At 66.4% G+C, this 17,897-nt stretch carries 16 protein-coding genes; 4 read left to right on the forward strand and 12 right to left on the reverse strand.

The window, feature by feature from the left end; genetic code table 11:
* Window positions 1-78 precede the first annotated feature (78 nt).
* The gene (locus ACG04R_RS14245; protein ID WP_394411509.1) at window positions 79-645 is read left to right on the forward strand and encodes a helix-turn-helix domain-containing protein; all 567 of its coding nucleotides are present in this window, start codon (window positions 79-81) and stop codon (window positions 643-645) included.
* A gap of 28 nt (window positions 646-673) precedes the next feature.
* On the forward strand, window positions 674-1,630 hold the full coding sequence (locus tag ACG04R_RS14250) for a Bug family tripartite tricarboxylate transporter substrate binding protein (protein ID WP_394411512.1): 957 nt from the start codon (window positions 674-676) through the stop codon (window positions 1,628-1,630).
* Here the strand turns inward: ACG04R_RS14250 and ACG04R_RS14255 are convergent.
* Window positions 1,602-2,888, reverse strand: a complete 1,287-nt coding sequence (locus tag ACG04R_RS14255) for a YihY family inner membrane protein (protein WP_394411515.1) — start codon at window positions 2,886-2,888, stop codon at window positions 1,602-1,604. The two genes, ACG04R_RS14250 and ACG04R_RS14255, sit on opposite strands and share 29 nt — an antisense overlap.
* Window positions 2,889-2,909: 21 nt before the next feature.
* Here ACG04R_RS14255 and ACG04R_RS14260 point away from each other — a divergent pair, with 21 nt between their 5' ends.
* Both ACG04R_RS14260 and ACG04R_RS14265 read left to right on the forward strand, forming a co-directional pair.
* Window positions 2,910-3,302 (forward strand): DUF2069 domain-containing protein, encoded by a 393-nt coding sequence (locus ACG04R_RS14260; protein WP_394411518.1) that lies wholly within the window; start codon window positions 2,910-2,912, stop codon window positions 3,300-3,302.
* Entirely contained in the window at window positions 3,299-4,702 is a 1,404-nt protein-coding gene (locus tag ACG04R_RS14265) for an FAD-binding oxidoreductase (protein WP_394411521.1), read from the forward strand. The genes ACG04R_RS14260 and ACG04R_RS14265 overlap by 4 nt, the downstream gene beginning before the upstream one ends.
* Window positions 4,703-4,706: 4 nt before the next feature.
* Here the strand turns inward: ACG04R_RS14265 and ACG04R_RS14270 are convergent, their stop codons facing one another.
* The 11 genes from ACG04R_RS14270 to nuoH form a co-directional block, all read right to left on the reverse strand.
* Window positions 4,707-7,931: an efflux RND transporter permease subunit gene (locus ACG04R_RS14270; protein ID WP_394411524.1), complete on the reverse strand. Its 3,225-nt coding sequence runs from the start codon at window positions 7,929-7,931 to the stop codon at window positions 4,707-4,709.
* Between the two features lies 1 nt (window position 7,932).
* A complete protein-coding gene (locus tag ACG04R_RS14275) occupies window positions 7,933-9,090 on the reverse strand; it encodes an efflux RND transporter periplasmic adaptor subunit (RefSeq protein ID WP_394411527.1) in 1,158 nt (385 codons plus the stop codon).
* Window positions 9,091-9,343: 253 nt separating this feature from the next.
* Complete coding sequence (locus ACG04R_RS14280) at window positions 9,344-9,925, reverse strand: NUDIX domain-containing protein (RefSeq protein ID WP_394411530.1); 582 nt, start codon at window positions 9,923-9,925, stop codon at window positions 9,344-9,346.
* The gene (locus tag ACG04R_RS14285) at window positions 9,912-10,214 is read right to left on the reverse strand and encodes a DUF2818 family protein (protein ID WP_394411533.1); all 303 of its coding nucleotides are present in this window, start codon (window positions 10,212-10,214) and stop codon (window positions 9,912-9,914) included. The genes ACG04R_RS14280 and ACG04R_RS14285 overlap by 14 nt, the downstream gene beginning before the upstream one ends.
* Window positions 10,215-10,227: 13 nt before the next feature.
* Window positions 10,228-11,709, reverse strand: coding sequence for an NADH-quinone oxidoreductase subunit NuoN (gene nuoN / locus ACG04R_RS14290; RefSeq protein ID WP_394411536.1), 1,482 nt, complete (start codon window positions 11,707-11,709; stop codon window positions 10,228-10,230).
* A 20-nt stretch (window positions 11,710-11,729) separates the two neighbouring features.
* Entirely contained in the window at window positions 11,730-13,205 is a 1,476-nt protein-coding gene (locus ACG04R_RS14295) for an NADH-quinone oxidoreductase subunit M (protein ID WP_394411539.1), read from the reverse strand.
* Between the two features lie 19 nt (window positions 13,206-13,224).
* Entirely contained in the window at window positions 13,225-15,267 is a 2,043-nt protein-coding gene (nuoL, locus tag ACG04R_RS14300; RefSeq protein WP_394411542.1) for an NADH-quinone oxidoreductase subunit L, read from the reverse strand.
* 24 nt (window positions 15,268-15,291) lie between these two features.
* Window positions 15,292-15,612: an NADH-quinone oxidoreductase subunit NuoK gene (nuoK, locus tag ACG04R_RS14305; protein ID WP_088481271.1), complete on the reverse strand. Its 321-nt coding sequence runs from the start codon at window positions 15,610-15,612 to the stop codon at window positions 15,292-15,294.
* On the reverse strand, window positions 15,609-16,250 hold the full coding sequence (locus ACG04R_RS14310; protein ID WP_394411546.1) for an NADH-quinone oxidoreductase subunit J: 642 nt from the start codon (window positions 16,248-16,250) through the stop codon (window positions 15,609-15,611). The genes nuoK and ACG04R_RS14310 overlap by 4 nt, the downstream gene beginning before the upstream one ends.
* Window positions 16,251-16,304: 54 nt before the next feature.
* Window positions 16,305-16,793 carry an NADH-quinone oxidoreductase subunit NuoI gene (nuoI, locus tag ACG04R_RS14315; RefSeq protein WP_394411549.1) on the reverse strand — a complete coding sequence of 163 codons (489 nt, stop codon included), beginning with the start codon at window positions 16,791-16,793 and terminating at the stop codon, window positions 16,305-16,307.
* 6 nt (window positions 16,794-16,799) lie between these two features.
* Window positions 16,800-17,897, reverse strand: coding sequence for an NADH-quinone oxidoreductase subunit NuoH (gene nuoH / locus ACG04R_RS14320; RefSeq protein ID WP_394411552.1), 1,098 nt, complete (start codon window positions 17,895-17,897; stop codon window positions 16,800-16,802).

Consider the following 17,897-nt stretch of genomic DNA (forward strand, 5'->3'; position numbering starts at 1 on the left):
GCACAATTCGGTAAATTGAACTCGTTCGATATATCGAACGAATGTGCAGTATCTGAAAAACACTCGTCTTCGTCAAGCATGAGCCTGGACACCGAACCGCCACGCGTCGGCGCGGCGCTGCAAGCCCTCCGCAGCAGCCGGGGGCTGTCGCTGGATGATCTCTCCAAGCGCGCCGGCGTCAGCAAGTCGATGCTGTCGCAGATCGAGCGCAACCAGGCCAACCCGACGGTGGCCGTGGTCTGGCGGCTGGCCAATGCGCTGGGCGTGGAGATGGGCGAGCTGCTGGGCACGGAGCGCGCCGCGGCGCCTGCCATCGAGACGGTGCCGGCCCACGCGACACCCGGGCTGACCAGCCCCGACGGCCTGTGCAAGCTGCGCATCCTGGGCCCCATCGAGCTGGCCGGGCAGTTCGAGTGGTACGAGCTGAGCGTGCAGCCTGGCGGCGTGCTGGACTCCCAGGCGCACGAGCCCGGCTCGCGGGAACACCTGAGCGTGCTGACCGGCAGCCTGGAAGTGACGGCCCAGGGTGTGACGAGCAGGCTCAAGGCCGGCGAGACAGCACGTTATGCCGTGGACGGGCCTCACGCGATCCGCAACGCGGGCAAGTCCGCGGCGACCGCGTTGCTGGTGGTGCTGCATCCGTAGACTGCAGCCTCCGAAAAAGGAGGCCTGCATGCACTTCACCCGTCGCTCGACCCTGGCCGCGCTGGCCACCCTGCCCTTTGCGGCGCAGGCGCAGGACAAGCCGATCAAGCTGCTGGTAGGCTTCCCGCCCGGTGGCGGCACCGATGCCATCGCGCGGCTGCTGGCCGAGGCCCTGCAGGCGTCCCTGGGCACGCCGGTCATCGTCGACAACCGGCCCGGTGCCGGCGGCCAGATCGCCGCGCAGGCGCTGAAGATGTCGCCCGCCGACGGCACGACCTTTTTCGTCAGCCACGACCACACCATCTCCATCCTGCCGCTGGTGCTGAAGAACCCCGGCTTCGACCCGGTGAAGGACTTCGTGCCCGTGGCAGGTTTCGCGACGTTCGCGAACGCATTTGCCGTGTCCGGCGGCACACCGGCGAACAGCCTGCCCGAGTACCTGGCCTGGGTGAAGAAGCACGGCGGCCAGGGCAACGTGGGTGTGCCGGCGCCAGCCTCGGTGCCCGAGTTCCTCGTCAAGCTGCTGGGCGAGCGGCACGGCCTGGACCTCGTCAGCGTGCCCTACCGCGGCAGCGCGCCGATGATCAGCGACATGCTGGGCGACCAGATCGGCGCCGGCGTCGGCTCCGTGCCCGACCTCATCGTCAACCACCAGCAGAAGAAGCTGCGCATCGTCGCCGTCATGGGCCAGCAGCGCCAGGCCGTGCTGCCCGGGGTGCCCACCTTCGCTGAACTGGGAATCGCCGGCTTCGAGGACCTGCCCTACTACGGCGTCTTCGCAGCGGCCGGTACGCCGCGTGCGGCGCTGGAACGCTTCTCGAACGCGCTGGCCGGCGTGATCGGCCAGCCGGTCGTGAAGGCGCGGCTGACCGAGCTGGGGCTGTCGGTCGGCATGATGACGGCGGCCCAGCTCGCGACGCGCGAGCGTGCCTACTCGGCGGCCTGGGCCCGCATCATCAAGTCTGGCGGCTTCCAGCCTCAGTGACGAGCAGGCGGTCCAGCGTCGTCGTGGACCACGCTCCCTGCACCCACAGGTTGGCCAGCAGTCCCTGGCGCTCTGCCAGGAAGGCCGTGATCAGCGGCTCGGCCGACACCCGCTCGGGCGAGCACAGCAGCACCAGCCGCTGGGCGCCCTGCTCCTCCAGCCGGCCCAGCCAGTCCATGGCCAGCAGCTTGTCGACGACGGGGCTCAGCTGCAGCGGGTCCACGCGCAGCGCGCCGGCCAGCCCGAGGTCGGACAGGCCTTTCTGCCCGGCCTCGCGCACGCGCCACAGCTCGCGCAGCACCTCCAGCGCCAGCGCCATCGGCTGGCCCGGCGTGTCGGGCCGCAGGTGCAGCCGGCCGGTCAGGCTGGGCGTGTTGGCCGCCAGGATGGCACCCAGCAGCACGATGACCCAGCCGAGGTAGACCCAGATCAGGAACACCGGCACGGTCGCGAACGCGCCGTACAGCGTCGAGTACGTCGGCACCTGCTTGACGTACCAGGCCAGCAGCGACTTCGCGAACGAGAAGCCGATGGACACGAACGCGCCGCCCAGCAGCGCGTGGCGCCAGCGCACGTGGGTGTTGGGCACGTAGTGGAACAGGCCGCCCATGGCCAGGCCCAGCAGCACGATGTCGATGCTGCCCAGCGCGGTCGACACGCTCGACGGCAGCGCCGTCAGGTAGCCCTGGCCGACGCTGATCGCGTAACTCGTCAACGTGAGGCTGCCGCCCAGCAGCAGCGGGCCCAGCGTCAGCCCGGCCCAGTAGACAAGCACACGCTGAGCCATGGGCCGCGGGCGCTTCACGCGCCAGATGGCATTCAGCGTGCGGTCGATGGTCAGCATCAGCGCCAGCGCGGTCACGCCGAGCGCGACCAGACCCACCGCACCCAGCTTGCTGGCCTTGGAGGCGAACTGCGTCAGCGACGCCAGCACCGGCTTGGCGATGTTGGCCGGGATCAGGCTCTTCAGAAAGTACTGCTCCAGCGCCGACTGGAAGTTGGAGAACATCGGGAAGGCCGTGAACACGGCCAGCATGACCGTCAGCAACGGCACCAGCGAGATCAGCGTCGTGAAGGTGAGGCTACCGGCCGTGAGGCCCAGCTTCTCCTCGCGGAAACGCTGGCGGAAGGTATGCAGCGTCTGCAGCCAGGGCCAGGCCAGCAGCTCGGTGAGGAAGTCGCTGACGAAGGCGATGGGGTTGCGCGGCAGCGGCGCGTCGGGGTCGTTGGGCGTGGGGGAATCAGGCGGGAGGGACATGGCTTCTATGATGCCGCAGCTATGCCCACCGCCCTTGAAACGCCTCATCAAAGAACGGAGCCCACGGCCGTCGAGCGCGCCTCGCGCAACCTCGCGCTGGGCGCCACCCTCGCGCTGCTGCTGCTATGCGTGGCCTGGGAGCTGTGGCTGGCGCCGACCGGCCGCGGCACGCTGGCCGTGAAGGCGCTGCCGCTCGCCGTCGCGCTGCCAGGGCTGTGGCGCTATCGCATGTACACCTACCGCTGGCTGGCGCTGGCGATCTGGCTCTATGTGATGGAGGGCCTGGTGCGATCGACCAGCGAAGGTGCCCCCGGCCGCTGGCTGGCACTGGCGGAGGTGGTGCTGAGCGTCGTGGTGTTCACGACCTGCACGGCGCAGATCCGCCAGCGGCTGGCGGCAGCGAAGGCGGCATGAGCGCCTTCCTCGACGCCCTGCGCGAGCGGCTCGGCGAGGCAGGGCTGCTGGTGGATGGCGACCTGGCGGCGTTTGAAGCCGACTGGCGCAAGCGCTACGTCGGCCGTGCGCTGGCCGTCGCAAGGCCGGCGTCGACGGAGGACGTCGCCGCGGTGATGAAGCTCTGTCACGAGCACCGCGTCGCCGTCGTGCCGCAAGGCGGCAACACCGGTCTGGTGGGTGCGTCGACGCCCGACGACAGCGGGCAGCAGCTCGTGCTGAGCCTGTCGCGCATGAAGCGCGTGCGCGAGGTCGACGTGTCCAACGCCAGCCTCACGGCCGAGGCTGGCTGCGTGCTGGCCGACGTGCAGGCGGCGGCGGCCGGCGCGGGCCTGCTGTTCCCGCTCAGCCTCGCGGCCGAGGGGTCGTGCACGCTGGGCGGCAACCTGGCGACGAACGCCGGCGGCACGCAGGTGCTGCGGTATGGCAATGCGCGCGAGCTGTGCCTGGGACTGGAGGTCGTCACGGCGACGGGCGACGTCTGGCACGGCCTGTCGGGCCTGCGCAAGGACAACACCGGCTACGACCTGCGCGACCTGTTCATCGGCAGCGAGGGAACGCTGGGCGTCATCACCGCCGCGACGATGAAGCTCTACCCGCAACCCAAGGACCGGTTGACGGCGCTGGCCGCCTGCTCGTCGCTGGACGACGCTGTCGCCCTGCTGAGCCTGGCGCGCGCACGCGCGGGCGATGCGCTGACGGGCTTCGAGGTGATGAACCACTCGTCGCTGGCCCTCGTCGCTCGCGAGCTGCCACAGCTGGCCCAGCCACCGGGCCCGGCTGCATGGACCGTGCTGCTGGAGCTGTCCGACGCGGAGAGCGCAGAGCATGCGCACGGCGTGTTCGAGGGCTTACTGGAAACCGCCGTCGAGCGCGGCGCCGTGCAGGACGCCGTCATCGCGCAGAACCTCGCGCAGGCCCGCTCGTTCTGGCATCTGCGCGAATCCATCCCGCTGGCCCAGGCGCAGGCGGGGCTGAACATCAAGCATGACATCTCGCTGCCGGTCTCGGGCATTCCCGGCTTCGTGGCGGAGATGGACGCGGCACTGGCGGCCTACCTGCCTGGTGTCGAGGTCATCGACTTCGGTCACCTGGGCGACGGCAACCTGCACTACAACGTGCAGGCGCCGGCGGGCATCGATCCGAAGGCGTTCCTGAGCGCCCACGAGGGGGCGATCAATACGCTCGTCTACGACGCCGTGCAGCGCCGCGGTGGCTCGATCTCGGCCGAGCACGGCATTGGCCGGCTCAAGCGCGAGGAACTCGCGGCGCGCAAGGACCCGGTCGCGCTGCAGCTGATGCGGCAAATCAAGAAGGCCCTGGATTCCCAGGGCCTCATGAATCCGAACCGCCTGCTCTGACGCGTCAGTCGGCCTGCGGCTGCGCCAGCGGCACGCGCGCGGCCTTGCGGCCGGTGGCCAGACGCACCAGCGCGCGCAGCATGCGGAAGACGAAGCGCAGGAACGTCAGGAACGCGAGCACTTCCAGGAAGCATAGCGCGCCGGACACCGCGGCCCCCCAGCGCTCGGCGCGGCGGTTGAACTTCTGGCCGAGGTGGTCGCGCATGATCTCGATGCTGTCGTAGAAGCTCGGCACCATCAGCAGCGTCAGGAAGGTCGACGTGATCGTGCCGCCGATGATGGCCACGGCCATCGGGCGGTAGAACTCGCCGCCCTCGCCGATGCCGATGGCCACCGGCAGCATGCCGGCGATCAGCGCGAAGGTGGTCATCAGGATGGGCCGGAAGCGCTTGCGGCCCGCGTGCATCAGCGCCTCTTCACGCGAAACGCCGTTGGCTTCTTCCTGGCGCGCAGCGTCCAGCAGCAGGATGGCGTTCTTCGCCACCAGGCCGGCCAGCATGATGATGCCGATGAAGCTCATCAGGTTCAGCGTGCCGTGCGTGATCAGCAGCGCGATCACCACGCCAATCAGCGACAGCGGCTGCGACAGCATGACGCCGATGGGTGCAGTGAACGAGTTGAACTGGATGACCAGGATCAGGTACATCAGGCCGATGCCCGACACCAGCGCGATGCCCATGGCGCTGAAGACCTCGGCCTGGTCCTTGGACGCGCCGGCCAGCTTGATGCCATAGCCGGGCGGGAAGTTCATGCTCTGCGCCAGCTTCTGCGCATCGGCCGACACCTCGCCGGACGAGCGCCCCTGCGCGTTGGCCGACACCGTCACGACGCGCTTGCCGTCCACGTGCGAGATGGTGGCCGGCCCCTTGCCCGTGGTGACGGTGGCGATCTGCTCCAGCGGCACCATCGTGCCGGTGCCGCTGACGGCGATGGGCAGGCGTTCGATGTTGGTCGCGTCCACGCGATCCGCCGGGTGCAGGCGCACCGACACGTCGCGGGTCTGGCCCGTCGGGTCGATCCAGTCGCCGACCTGGATGCCGGCGAACGCGACACGCAAGGCGTTGGCGGCGTCGCCGACGGAGATGCCCATCGCGTTCGCGAGCCCGCGGTGAAGTTCGATCTGCAGTTCGTCCTGCGTGTCCTGCTGCGACAGGCCGACGTCCACGGCACCCGGCACCTTGCGCAGCCGCGTCATGAAGTCTTCCGTCATCGCCATCAGCTGGCGTGTGTCGGTGCCGTAGAAGCGGATCTGCACCGGCTTCTGGCCGCCGTTGTTCAGGTCGTCCAGTACCACGTACTCGGCGCCGGTCAGCACTTGCAGGCGCTCACGCAGGTCCGCGCCGATCTGCTGTGCACTGCGCTTGCGGGTGAAGCTCTTGCCGAGGTCGATGTAGAGCTTGCCGCCGGTGGTCTGCACGAAGCTGTCGGTGGCCTTGGTCTCGGGCAGTTGCTTGGCGATCTCGGCAGCCGCCGCGAGTTTGCGGCGCGCGTACTCCAGGCTGGCACTCGGCGGCGTGCGGATGTCCACGGCGATGGTGCCGAAGTCGGAACTGGGCAGGAAGCTGCTGCCACCGAAGGTGATCTGCAAGCCGATGGCGGCAACGAAGCTCAGGAACGCGATGCTGGCCATCCAGCGGCGGTGATGCAGCGCCCAGGCGATGACGCGGCCGTAGCGGTCGGCCTGGTGGTCGAACCAGACGTTGAACTTGTGCAGGATCGCGGAAATGCCGGTCTTGGGCGCCTCGTGGTGGCCCGGAGGGTCGCCCCAGAAGGCCGACAGCATCGGGTCGAGCGTGAACGAGATCAAAAGGCTGACCAGCACCGACGCCACGACGGTCAGAGCGAACGGCCGGAACCACTCCCCGGCCACGCCGGAGATGAAAGCTACCGGCACGAACACCGCGACGATGGAGAACGTCGTGGCGGCCACGGCGAGGCCGATCTCGGCCGTGCCGCGGAATGCGGCGGTGCGCCGGTCGGCCCCACGCTCCATGTGCCGCACGATGTTCTCCCGCACGACGATGGCGTCGTCGATCAGCACGCCGATCGCGAGCGACAGCCCCAGCAGGCTCATGAAGTTGAGCGTGAAGCCGAACAGCCACACGGCGATGAAGGCGGCGATGACCGACGTGGGCAGCGACGTGGCCGTGATCAGCGTCGAGCGCCAGGAGTTCAGGAAGGCGTAGACCACGAAGATGGTCAGGCCGGCGCCGAACACCAGTGCATCGATGACGTTCTTCAGGCTGTTCTGCGCATCCTTGCCGCTGTCCTGCGTGATCTCCAGCCGGGTGCCTTCCGGCAGCGTCTTGTTGCTTTCCTCGACGACCTTGCGGACTTCCTTGGCCACACTGACCGTGGAGGCCTCGCGGGAGCGCGTGATGGACAGGCCGACATTGTTGTGGCCGTTGCGCGTGCTCAGCGTGGTGCGCTCGGCGAAGCCGTCCTCGATGGTGGCCACCTGGCCCAGGCGCACCAGTTCGCCGGCGGTCCGCTTGACGACGATGCGGTCGAAATCGGCCGGCGACGCGATGCGACCGATCAGGCGGATGCTCTGGTCCTCGTACTCGCCGCGCACCTTGCCGACGGGCGCCGACATGTTCTGGTTGCGCAGCGCGTTGACGACGTCGGTGACCGACACGTTGAACTCGCGCAGCTTCTGGCCGTGCAGCAGCACCGACAGTTCGCGGTTCAGCGAGCCGAACACGTCGACCTTGCCGACACCGGGGATCGCGCGGAACCGGTCGGCCAACTGGTCTTCGGCGATGCGCGAAATCTCGGCATGCGTCAGCGTGCTGGATTCCATCGAGACCTGCATGACCGGCTGCGCGGAGGGATCGACGCGCTGCAGGATGGGCTCGCGCATCTCCTGCGGCAGGTTGTAGCGTACCGACGCGATGGCGTTGCGGACGTCGTCGGCGGCCTCGATCAGGTTCTTCTTGAAGTCGAACTGCAGCACGAACGTGGCCTGGCCTTCACCGGCGGTGGAGCGCACCTCGGTGACGCCCGGCACGGCCAGCAGCGGCCGCTCCACGCGGTTGACGATCTCGCGCTCGCTCGTCTCGGGCGAAGCGCCCGGGTACGGGATGCTGACGACGAGGATGGGGATCTCCACGTCGGGGTTCTGGTTGACCTTGAGCTTGGTCAGGGCCAGCAGGCCCATGGCCATGATGCCGATGATGCAGACGATCGTGGCGATCGGCTTCTTGATGGCGAAGTCGGAGATCAGCACCTCAGCCCCCCGTGCTGGCTGCTGACGCAGCCGGTTTGGCGACGGCGGCGGACTGCTGCACGGCCGTGCCCTCGACCAGCGTGCGGCTCGGGTTGCGGATGACCATGTCGCCCGAAGCCAGGCCGCTCTTGACGACGAACTCGCCGCTGCGCTCGTCACGCTCACCCAGCACGATGGGCTGGCGATGCAGCTTGGCGTCCTTGACGACCCAGGCGAAGGCGCGGTCGCCATCGCGCTGCATGTCGGCTTCGCCGAGCATCAACGCGGCCACCGTGGTGGTACGGACATGCCCCTCGCCGTAAAGGCCGGCCACCGCCGCCTGCTTCGCATCGACGAAGTCGACCAGCAATGCGACCTGGCGCGTGACAGGATCGGCCGCCACGTCGATGCGACGGATGCGGCCTTCCAGCTTGGGATTGACCGCACCGTTGATGCGCAGGTCGACAGGTTGCCCCACCTTCAGCTCACCGCGGCGGTCAGCCGAAACATAACCCTCGAAGCGCATGCTGCTCGGGTCGATGACCTTCAGCAGTGCCTTGCCAACCTGGGCCGTGTCGCCGGACGACACCTGACGCTCGCTGACGACGCCGTCGAACGGCGCGCGCACCTCGGTCCGCGCCACCTGCTGGCGCGCCGCGACGAGACGGGCGTCCGACGCGACACGCTCGCTCATCGCGGCGGTGCGACGGTTCTGCGCGTCCTCGAGCGCCTGCAGCGACACCATGCCCTGCGCCTGAAGCTGCTTCTGACGCTGGTACTGCCGGTCGGCCTGCTCGAACGCCTCCTGCGCGGCGCGTGCCGCCTCCTGCGCTGACGTCAGGCTGTCGCGGATCGACGTCGCATCCAGCCGCACGAGCAGGTCGCCCTTGTGGACGATCTCGCCGTTCTCCTTGAACACCTGCTGCACGATGGCCGACACCTCTGCACGCAGGTCAGCACGGCGCTCGGGCTGGACCGCCCCGGTGATCAGCGGGCCGCTGCTGTGGTCGCTCTGTCCCATGATCAGACGGTCCTCGACACGGAGCTGCAGCGGCGGCAAGGGCTTGGTCTGATCGGCGTCGGGCTTATTGCAGGCAGACAGGGCCAGCAGCACCGCAAGCGCGGTGAAGGTCAGCAGACCGCGAGCAGTCGGACGCGGCAGGTTGGGACGGTGTGTCATCCTGGATGGGAGTCGTTGTTGTGGGCCGGGAATCGGAGGCCGCTCAGCGGGGCTGACCGGCCGGCAGGCAGCGTGACAGCCGCCCATCTCCTTCGTGGTCGTACACAGTACGACACAAACCCGCGCAGCATAGCGAGGATGCCTACCCGTGCCGGAAGTCGTGCGACGGATTGCAGATGGCGCCGCCGAAGCACCGAATCAGGGCGACGGTCCGTTCAACCACGCCGCTCGGACCGCCTCCCGGCGGCCCCGTTCAGGCGGCCGGCTGCCAGTCCAGCGCCCAGGCGCCCTGCTGCCAGCGCTGCAGCCAGAGCAGGCCGATCAGTGTCTTGGCGTCGGTCAGCTCGCCACGGGCGGCCATGCGGTCTAGATCGTCGACCGTGTGGGTGACGAGCTCGAGAAACTCGCCGTCGTCCAGCTTTTGCTCGCCGCGCGTGAGACCACGGGCGAAGTAGATGTGTATGCCTTCGTCGGAGTAGGCGATGGCGTTGTGCAGCACGCCGGCATGGGCCCACTCGGCGGCGCTGTAGCCGGTTTCTTCCAGCAGTTCGCGCTGTCCACAGACGAGCGGCGCCTCGCCGGCGTCCAGCTTGCCGGCCGGGAACTCCAGCATCACGCGCGCCATCGGGTAGCGGTACTGCCGCTCCATCAACAGCCGGCCATCGTCCAGTAGCGGCACGACCATGACGGCGCCGGGGTGGCGGATGAACTCGCGGTGCGAGGTGTTGCCGTCGGGCAGCGCAACCTTGTCGCACCGCACATCCAGGAAGTGCCCGCGGAAGACCTGGGTGGACTCGAGCGGGCGCTCGATCAGGTGGTCATCAGCCTCGGCCACGGCGCAGATATCTCCAGACGAAGCCGGGAAAGCCCAGCGTGATGAAGAGGCACACGCCAGCGGCGTAGAACTCCCAGCCCTGCGGCTGCCGCTGCCCGATGCGGGCTTCCAGCGCCGAACCCAGTGCGAACACCAGCACGGCCATCAGCAGCAACTCCAGCAGCCGCCACCACACGGCCTTGGGCACGCGGCGCGGGCCGACGAGTAGCACTCGCTCGTTGAAGTAAGGCAGGTTGGCGGCCACGACGGCCATGGCCAGCACCAGCCAGACGGCGACCGACTGGTCCATCAGCCCGGAGCGCTCAGGTCGCCAGAGCCTGGCGGATAGCGACCTTGCACAGCTCCAGCAGGCCGCCAGGCAGCAGACCGAAGACCAGCACGGCCGCACCGTTCAGCGTCATGACGAAGCGCACGTCGCCGGGCGCAGTCAGCGGCGCGGTGTCGGTCGGCGCGTCGAACCACATCACCTTGATGACGCGCAGGTAGTAGAAAGCGCCGATCAGCGACACGACGACGGCGAACACCGCCAAGCCGATGTAGAACGGCAGGCCGGTGACGACCAGCGCCTGCAGCACCGCCAGCTTGGCGTAGAAGCCTACCGTGGGCGGCACGCCGGCCAGCGAGATCATGAACATCGTCATGACCAGCGCGAACCAGGGGCTGCGCTTGGCGAGACCCGCCAGGTCTTTGATTTCCTCGGCTTCATGGCCTTGGCGCGACAGCAGGATGACCATGCCGAAGGTGCCCAGGGTCGTCAGCACGTAGGTGACGGCGTAGAACATGGCCGAGCTGTAGGCATTGGCCCCCCATTGCGTGCTGCCGTTGACCACGCCCGAGGTCATGCCCAGCAGCATGAAACCCATGTTGGCGATGGTCGAGTAGGCCAGCATGCGCTTGAGGTTGGTCTGCGCGATGGCCGCCAGGTTGCCGATGAGCAGCGACATGATGGACAGCACGACGAGCATCTGCTGCCAGTCCGCCGCCAGGCCGATCATGCCTTCGACCAGCAGGCGCACCGTGATCGCAAACGCGGCCAGCTTGGGCGCGCCGCCGATCAGCAGTGTGACGGCCGTCGGCGAGCCCTGGTAGACGTCCGGCACCCACATGTGGAAGGGTGCGGCGCCGAGCTTGAAAGCCAGGCCGGCGACGACGAAAACGACACCGAAGACCAGCACCGACTTGCTCGGGATACCCTTGGAGATGACGTTGAAGACGTCCGGGATCATCAGCGAGCCGGTGGCACCGTACATCATCGACAGGCCGTACAGCAGGAAGCCGCTGGCCAGCGCGCCGAGGACGAAGTACTTCATCGCCGCTTCGGTGGACACCGCGTGATCGCGGCGCAGTGCGACAAGTGCGTACAGCGACAGGCTCATCAACTCCAGGCCGAGGTAGACGACCAGGAAGTTGTTGGCCGACAGCATGACGCTGATGCCCAGCAGTGCGAACAGGCTGAGGATGAAGAGCTCGCCCTTCAGCATCTCGCGCGACGCGGCGTAGGGACGCGCATAGACCAGCGTGATCAACGTGGCGACGCAGGCGAAGCCGGCCAGCAGATGGCCCATCGGGTCGGCCACTACCATGTTCTGCATGGCGTAGGTCGTCAGGCCGGCGTTGTAGTACGCGAAGTGCATGCCGCCGACGACGACCAGCGTCAGCTGGGTCAGCCAGTAGGTCGGGCGACGCTGCTCGTCGGTGACCCACAGGTCCACGAGCGCGACGACGCAGCCCATCGCGAGCAGCAGGATTTCAGGGTAGATCGCGAGCCAGTTCATGTCGTTCATTGTTTTGCCTCAGCTCGCCGTCAGACCGGGATCTTGCTCTGCGCAACGTGCTTGAGCAGCTCGACGACCGAGTTGTGCATCACGTCGGTAAAGGGCTTTGGATAGAGGCCCATGTAGAGCGTGGCGATGGCGAGCACGGCCAGCATGATGAATTCGCGCTTGTTGATGTCGGTCAGCGCACGGACATCGTCGTTCGCAACGTCGCCGAAGTAGACGCGCTTGACCATCCACAGCGTGTAGGCCGCACCGAACACCAGTGCCGTTGCGGCGATGCCGCCCAGCCAGAAGTTGTAGTTGACGGTGCCGAGGATGACCATCCACTCGCCGACGAAACCGGCCGTGGCGGGCAGGCCGCAGTTGGCCATGCCGAAGAAGACGGCGAAGGCTGCGAACTTCGGCATGGTGTTGACCACACCACCGTAGGACGCGATTTCACGCGAGTGGACGCGGTCGTACAGCACGCCGATGCACAGGAACATGGCGCCCGACACGAAGCCGTGCGAGATCATCTGCACGAGACCGCCGGAGACGCCCAGCTCGTTGAAGATGAAGAAGCCCAGCGTCACGAAGCCCATGTGCGCGATGGACGAGTAGGCCACCAGCTTCTTCATGTCCTTCTGCACCAGCGCGACGAGGCCGATATAGACGACGGCGATCAGCGACATCGCGATGATGAGCCACGACCATTCACGCACGGCATCCGGCGCGATCGGCAGCGAGAAGCGCAGGAAGCCGTAGCAGCCCAGCTTCAGCATGATGGCGGCCAGCACGACGGAGCCACCGGTAGGCGCCTCGACGTGGGCGTCGGGCAGCCAGGTGTGCACCGGCCACATCGGCACCTTGACCGAGAACGCGGCCAGGAAGGCGAAGAACAGATAGGTCTGCGCGCCTGCCGCCAGCGGCAGCTTGTGCCAGGTCTGGATGTCGAAGCTGCCGCCGGACTTCGCGTACAGGTACAGCAGCGCGACCAGCATCAGCAGCGAACCGGCCAGCGTGTAGAGGAAGAACTTGAAGGCCGCGTAGACGCGGTTCGGGCCGCCCCAGACGCCGATGATGATGTACATCGGGATCAGCGTGGCCTCGAAGAACACGTAGAACAGCATGCCGTCCAGCGCGCTGAACACGCCCACCATCAGGCCCGACAGGATCAGGAACGCACCCATGTACTGATTGACGCGGTTCTCGATGACCTCCCAGGCGGCGATGACGACGATGATGGTGATGAAGGCCGTCAGCGGCACGAACCACATCGAGATGCCGTCCACGCCCAGGTGGTAGTGGATGTTGAAACGCTCGATCCAGGGCTGGTTCTCGACGAACTGCATCGCAGCCGTCGTCGTGTCGAAGCCGGTGATCACCGGGATGGTGACGAGGAAGCTCGCCACGGCCGAGATGAGCGCCATCCAGCGCACGGCATTGGCCTGTTCGTCGCGCCCGATCGCCAGCAGCAGCGCGCCGCAGACGATGGGCAGAAAAATCGCAAGACTCAGCAACATTCTTGTTCTCCGCCTTCGTTCAGCCGCCGATCAGGGACTTGAACTGGGGCTCGATGTAGGGCCACAGCTGCCAGGTCATCAGGCCCATGACGCCGAGGATCATGACGAGGGCGTACCAGTACAGAAAACCGGTCTGCACGCGGCGCACCAGGCCCGCGATGCCACCGACCGTGCGGGCCGAGCCGTTGATGATCAGGCCGTCGATCAGGCCTGCATCGCCGCCCTTCCACAGGCCGGTGCCGATGAGGCGCGCGGCGCGGGCCAGGATGTTCTCGTTGATCCAGTCCATGAAGTACTTGTTCTCCAGGACGATGACCAGCGGACGCAGCACCTTGGCCAGCGTGGCCGGGATGCTCGGTGCAACCATGTAGAACACGTAGGCCGTGACCACACCCGCCGTCGCAAGCCAGAACGGCAGCGAAGTCAGGCCGTGCAGCGCCATCGCGGCGGCACCGTGGAACTCCTCGGCCAGTTCCTCCATCGCCGGGTGGGCGTGCAGGTTGACGAAGATCGCGTCCTTGAAGAAGTCGCCGTACAGCATCGGCTGGATCGTCAGGAAGCCGATGACGACCGAGGGAATAGCCAGCAGCACCAGCGGCACCCAGACGACGGCGGGCGACTCATGCGGCGTGTGCGCATGGCCGTGACCATGGTCGTCGTCATGATGGTCGTGCTCGCCGGGGAACGGCTTGTGATGGAAGTGCTCCTTGCCATGGAAGACGAGGAAGTACATCCGGAACGAGTAGAAGGCCGTCACGAACACGCCGGCGATGACGGCGAAGTAGGCGAACTGCGCTCCCGGCAGATGGCTGGCGTGCACGGCCTCGATGATCGAGTCCTTCGAGTAGAAGCCCGAGAACAGCGGCGTGCCGATCAGCGCCAGCGAACCCAGCAGCGACGTGATCCACGTGATGGGCATGTACTTGCGCAGGCCGCCCATGTTGCGGATGTCCTGGTCGTGGTGCATGCCGATGATGACGGAGCCCGCGCCGAGGAACAGCAGCGCCTTGAAGAACGCGTGCGTCATCAGGTGGAAGACCGCGACCGAGTAGGCCGAGGCGCCGAGAGCGACCGTCATGTAACCCAACTGGGACAGCGTCGAGTACGCGACCACGCGCTTGATGTCGTTCTGGATGATGCCCAGGAAGCCCATGAACAACGCCGTGATCGAGCCGATCACCATGACGAAGTTCAGCGCCGTGTCGCTCAGCTCGAACAGCGGCGACATGCGCGCCACCATGAAGATGCCGGCCGTCACCATCGTCGCGGCGTGGATCAGCGCGGAGATGGGGGTCGGGCCTTCCATCGAATCCGGCAGCCACACGTGCAGCGGGAACTGCGCCGACTTGCCCATCGCACCGATGAACAGGCAGATGCAGGCCACGCTCAGCAGCGCCCAGTCGGTGCCGGGAAAGACCATCTTGGACAGCAGGTCGGCCTTGGCGAAGGTCTCGGCGTAGTTCAGCGAACCGCCGAAGGCCACCAGCAGGCCGATGCCCAGGATGAAGCCGAAGTCACCGACCCGGTTCACCAGGAACGCCTTCATGTTGGCGAAGATGGCGCTCTGCTTCTTGTACCAGAAGCCGATCAGCAGGTAGGACACCAGGCCCACCGCTTCCCAGCCAAAGAACAGCTGGAGCATGTTGTTGCTCATGACCAGCATCAGCATGCTGAACGTGAACAGCGAGATGTACGAGAAGAAGCGCTGGTAGCCGTCGTCCTCTTCCATGTAGCCGATGGTGTAGATGTGCACCATCAGCGACACGAAGGTCACGACGCACATCATCATCGCGGTGAGGCCGTCGATGAGAAAGCCGACTTCCATCTTCAGCGGGCCGAGCACCATCCATTCGTAGACAGTGGCGTTGAAGCGCGCGCCATCGACTGCCACGCTGTACAGCGTCATCGCTGACAGCACGAAGGCAATCAGCACGCCGAGGATGGTGACGATGTGCGAGCCGCGGCGGCCCACCGTCTTGCCGAAGAAGCCGGCGACGATGGCGCCCGCCAGCGGTGCCAGCGGCACCGTCAGCAGCAGGTTCTGGGAGAGTTGTGCAGACATCTTTTTCGCCTGTGTCCTTTTCGATCAGCCCTTCAGCGCGTCGAGTTCCTCGACGTTGATGCTGGCTCGGTTGCGGAACAGCACGACCAGGATGGCCAGGCCGATGGCCGATTCGGCCGCCGCGACGGTCAGGATGAAGAACACGAAGACCTGGCCACCCATGTCGCCCAGGTAGTGCGAGAAGGCGACGAAGTTCAGGTTGACCGCCAGCAGCATCAGCTCGATGGCCATCAACAGCACGATCAGGTTCTTGCGGTTCAGGAAGATGCCGATCACCGACAGCGCGAACAGCATCGCGCCCAGCGTCAGGAAGTGGCCCAGGGTCAATCCAGCGGCGCCGATCATGCCTGGCCTCCTTCGGTGGGTGCGGCAGGTTGTGCCGGGGCGGCGACGGACGGTGCCATCTTGACGATCTTCAGGCGCTGGGCCTTGGTCACCTTGACCTGCTCGGACGGGTCCATGGCGCGCGAATCCTTGCGGCGACGCAGCGTCAGCGCGATGGCGGCGACGATGGCGACCAGCAGCAGCACAGCAGCGATCTGCAGCGGGTAGAGGTAGCTCGTGTAGATCTCGATGCCCAGCAGCTTGGTGTTGCCGAGCTTCAGCTGTTCGGCGGTGGCCACCGGTGCATCGGACAGTTGGAAGCCGCCCATCAGCACGATGCCCATCTCGAACGCGATCAACGCGCCGATGACGGCAGCGACAGGGAGGTGCTTCCAGAAACCCTCACGCATGCTGTCGGTGTTCAGGTCGAGCATCATCACGACGAACAGGAACAGCACCATGACGGCGCCGATGTAGACGAGCACCAGCGCGATCGCGAGGAACTCGGCCTTCAGCAGCATCCAGATGCAGGATGCCGTGAAGAACGACAGGATCAGGAACAGCGCGGCATGCACCGTGCTGCGTGCCGTGATGACACGGAACGAACTCACCAGCAGGATGAGCGAGAAGACGTAGAAGAGGATGGTCGTGGTGTCCATGCGTATCCAGGCCAGGTGTGCCGGACCGCTGAGCGCCTCGCGGCGCCACAGCGATCAGCGGTACTTGGCGTCGGCCTCCTTCTGGGCTGCGATCTGGGGCTCGTACTTGTCACCGACAGCCAGCAGCATGTCCTTGGTGAAGTACAGGTCGCCGCGCTTCTCGCCGTGGTACTCGAAGATGCTCGTCTCGACGATGGAGTCGACCGGGCAGCTCTCTTCGCAGAAGCCGCAGAAGATGCACTTGGTCAGGTCGATGTCGTAGCGCGTCGTGCGGCGGCTGCCGTCGGCGCGTACATCGCTCTCGATGGTGATGGCCATCGCGGGGCAGACGGCCTCGCAGAGCTTGCAGGCGATGCAGCGCTCTTCACCGTTCTCGTAGCGGCGCAGCGCATGCAGGCCACGGAAGCGCGGGCTCAACGGCGTCTTTTCCTCGGGGAATTGCACCGTGATGTTGCGCGACAGGAAATGCCGGCCGGTCAGGGCCATGCCCTTGAACAGCTCGGTGAGCATGAAGCTCTTCGCGAATTGCAGGAAAGAAGACATCTGTGCTTACTTCCAGATGTTGAAGGGCGTCTGCATCCACAGGCCGACGACGACCAGCCAGATCAGCGTGATGGGGATGAAGATCTTCCAGCCCAGACGCATGATCTGGTCGTAGCGGAAGCGCGGGAACGTAGCGCGCACCCACAGGAACATCGTGACGACGAAGAAGGTCTTGGCGAACAGCCAGAACCAGTTCCAGAACGCCATCGTGCTCTGGAAGAAGTGCGGCGTGTCCATGCCCAGCAGGCTCCAGGAGATCGGTGCACTCCAGCCACCCAGGAACATGACAACGGCCAAGGCCGACACCAGGATCATGTTGGCGTACTCGGCCAGGAAGAACATCGCGAACGACATGCCCGAGTACTCGATCATGTGGCCGGCGACGATTTCCGATTCGCCTTCCACCACGTCGAACGGATGGCGGTTGGTTTCGGCCAGGCCCGAGATGAAGTAGACGATGAAGATCGGGAACAGCGGCAACCAGTTCCAAGACAGGATGTTGATGCCGTGGCTGGCGAACCAGCCGCGTTCCTGCACCTGCACGACTTCGGTCATGTTCAGGCTGCCGGTCACCATCAGCACGACGACCAGCGCGAAGCCCATCGCGATCTCGTACGAGACCATCTGGGCCGACGCACGCAGCGCGCCGAGGAAGGCGTATTTCGAGTTCGAAGCCCAGCCGGCGATGATGACGCCGTAGACCTCCAGCGAGGTGATGGCCATCAGGAACAGCAGGCCGGCGTTGACGTTGGCCACGGCGGCGTCCGGGCCGAAGGGCACGACGGCCCAGGCGGCCAGCGCCGGCATGATGGTCATGACGGGGCCGAGGAAGAACAGGCCCTTGTTGGCGGCCGCCGGCTTGATGATCTCCTTGAAGATCAGCTTCACCGCGTCGGCGATGGGCGTCAGCAGGCCATAGGGGCCCACGCGGTTCGGACCCGGGCGGATCTGCGACCAGCCGATGGCCTTGCGCTCCCACAGCGTCAGGTAAGCAACGCAACCCAGCAGCGGCAGCAGCACCGCGACGATCTTCAGCAGGCTCCACACCAGGGGCCACAGGGCCCCCAGCAGCGAGGCGCCGTTTTGGTAGAGGGTGTCGATCAT

It is taken from the genome of Pelomonas candidula (assembly GCF_043555985.1).
Taxonomy (GTDB): domain Bacteria; phylum Pseudomonadota; class Gammaproteobacteria; order Burkholderiales; family Burkholderiaceae_C; genus Pelomonas; species Pelomonas candidula.